Source organism: Anaerosinus sp. (assembly GCF_965318445.1).
On the sequence record NZ_CBDNNH010000014.1, the window covers coordinates 1 to 2,502 of the forward strand.

General features: G+C 34.0%; 3 protein-coding genes. All 3 read right to left on the bottom strand.

The window, feature by feature from the left end; genetic code table 11:
• On the bottom strand, positions 1–1,506 hold a 1,506-nt coding region (gene arsA / locus ACWZFG_RS06990; protein ID WP_455577294.1), incomplete at its 3' end, for an arsenical pump-driving ATPase.
• Positions 1,507–1,528: 22 nt separating this feature from the next.
• Positions 1,529–1,903 (bottom strand): arsenite efflux transporter metallochaperone ArsD, encoded by a 375-nt coding sequence (gene arsD, locus ACWZFG_RS06995; RefSeq protein ID WP_455577292.1) that lies wholly within the window; start codon positions 1,901–1,903, stop codon positions 1,529–1,531.
• Positions 1,904–2,123: 220 nt separating this feature from the next.
• Entirely contained in the window at positions 2,124–2,414 is a 291-nt protein-coding gene (locus ACWZFG_RS07000) for an ArsR/SmtB family transcription factor (protein WP_455577293.1), read from the bottom strand.
• Positions 2,415–2,502 lie beyond the last annotated feature (88 nt).

A 2,502-nucleotide genomic window follows, 5' to 3' on the forward strand; every position in this document is an offset into this window, starting at 1 on the left:
TGCCTCTGCTAATGTTACGATGACAACGGCAGTTTCGCCTTCATCTCTTAATCTTGGCAAGAGATTTCTTACTGATTCAGGAATATCCCCATGCGTTCTTTCTACTTCCTTGTGATAGCTTTGCGATGCATCTAATAGCAATAAGGTATGCCCCGTTGGTGCGGTATCTATGACAACGATTTCTTCATCTGCTTTTTCCACTATCTCGGCAAAGGCTCTAAACACTGCAATTTCCTGAGTACATGGAGAGCGTAAATCTTCTTCTACATAAGCAAGATCATCTTCAGACATTGTTTCCCGTGCTTTTCCCAAGACTTCCTCTTGATATTTTTTCAATTCTAATTTTTCATCTATCTTACTTATTGTGATTTGTTTTGTATCTTCAATAACAAATTTTAAATGATCAGCTGGATCTGTCGTGGTTAGATGCACTTTTGCTCCATGACTAGCAAGCCCCATTGCAATCGTAGCCGCTAGCGTTGTCTTACCAACTCCACCTTTTCCCATAGTAAAAACCACACGTTTTTTCGAGTGATATAAATCATCAATTAAATCTTTAATCTCCGCTGGATTTTCTTTATGCAAAGCATAAGTTACAAAGTCTAACGTATCTTCTTTTAACATCTTTCTAATATTATTGATACCAGTTAAATGATATGACCGAAGCGGAATCATATAAGTCTCTAGCTTATTAATTTCTTTTGGAATACTTCGCATTGCAGTTTGTTGTTTTTTACATAAACCATCCGCAATTGGATCATTTTCTATGTCAGGCAGATAAACGCCATTGATAATTAAACATTGATTTTTTACGCCAAGTTCTTTTAACTCCGTAGATGCTCTAGCCGCTTCTTTTAGTGGCGTATCATCAGGTCTTGTCACTAAAATCAAGGTTGTCATTTCAGAATTTGCTAACATTTTTACTGCTAATTTATAAATTTCTTTGCGTTCTTCAAGCCCAGATAATTGACCTAAACAAGAAGCCCCATGCGTACTTTCACTAATAAAATTGCTCCACGCGGATGGTAGTTGCAACATCCTAAGTGTATGTCCCGTAGGTGCTGTATCAAAAATAATGTAATCGTATTCTTTTTGCATTGCTTGATCGGTAATAAAGTTCGAAAATTCATTAAATGCTGCAATTTCTACTGTACAAGAACCAGAAAGTTGTTCTTCCATATTTTTAATAATGCTTTCTGGTAACTTTCCTTTATATGGGGCAATAACTGATTCACGATATGCTTTCGCTGCTGCCTCTGGATTTAAATTTGCAACTACGAGGTTCGGATTTTCCTGAATCGGTGTTCCCTCACTTGATAACTCTATTCCAAATACATCTTGCAAATTTGATGCAGGATCAGTACTCACTAAAAATATCTTTTTCCCTTGGTCGGCTAAAGTTAATGCTGTCGCACAAGCTACAGATGTTTTTCCTACTCCACCTTTACCAGTAAAAAACAAATATTTGGTTAAAGGAATTTTATCTATCTCAAATTGCTTATACACCATCTTTTCCTCCTAAAATTTTTTAGCAACAACCTTTTCCGCCACAACAACTACTAGACTTTTTATGTTTCGGCATTTTTGCAAACTCCTCTTCTGGTAGCCCAGTCCATTTAGAAAACTCCTCATTCGTCGGATATTTTCCACTTTTAACAATTTCACCATCTACCATTGTTATCGGTAGTGCCTTCTCATTGTATTTTGTTAACATCTCACTTACTTTAATATGATTAATAAATGCCTGTGGGTTGCTTGCTAATCCATAACGCGTAATTTTGATTCCTTTTTTCTCAATATTATGGATGACCGTTGCAACTCTAAGTAATTCTTTATCTACACTCGGACCACACACTCCCGTTGAACAGCACATTGCAGGATCAAAGATTTCAATTTTACTCATCATCAAAACTCCTTTTTATATTAGCTACACGCTAATTTATTTCCAATCTGTATATGACTATATTGTAATATATTCATATACAGAGTAAATTGTTCCGTTTTATATTTTTTCAAATCAAATTCATTTTATGTGTTTTAAAATCAAAATATTTTGATACGTTCTAGAAAAAATATAAATTAAGCCAATTTATATTTTTATCATATCAATTTTTTTTGATATGTCAAGAGTTATTTAAGAATAACTCCGAAATAAAGTCACTCGTAAATATTTTTTGAAATGAACTTATACAAATACTATAAAAGTTCCATTTTCCTTCTGGGTGTATAGAGATTAAGCCTGCATCTAATAACATTTTTAAGTGGTATGATAACTTACTTTGACTCATCCCTGTTTTTTCAGTCAACTCACATACACAAACTCGTTCTTTACTTTTGATTATTCTAAGTAACTCTATCCGCAACGGCTCTGACAAAGCTTTAAAAATTAAAACTTTTTCTTCTAAACTTTTCATTACTAGTCTCCAAAATCTCTTTTTCTATTTTTATTCTATACCAATTACACTACTTCTTCGCTCCATAAGAACGACATCATGCCATTTT

What these genes read in the sequence shown, in the direction of transcription:
- arsD (WP_455577292.1), bottom strand. Translation starts at nt 1,903, where the DNA reads ATGAGTAAAATTGAAATCTTTGATCCTGCAATGTGCTGTTCAACGGGA.
- ACWZFG_RS07000 (WP_455577293.1), bottom strand. Translation starts at nt 2,414, where the DNA reads ATGAAAAGTTTAGAAGAAAAAGTTTTAATTTTTAAAGCTTTGTCAGAG.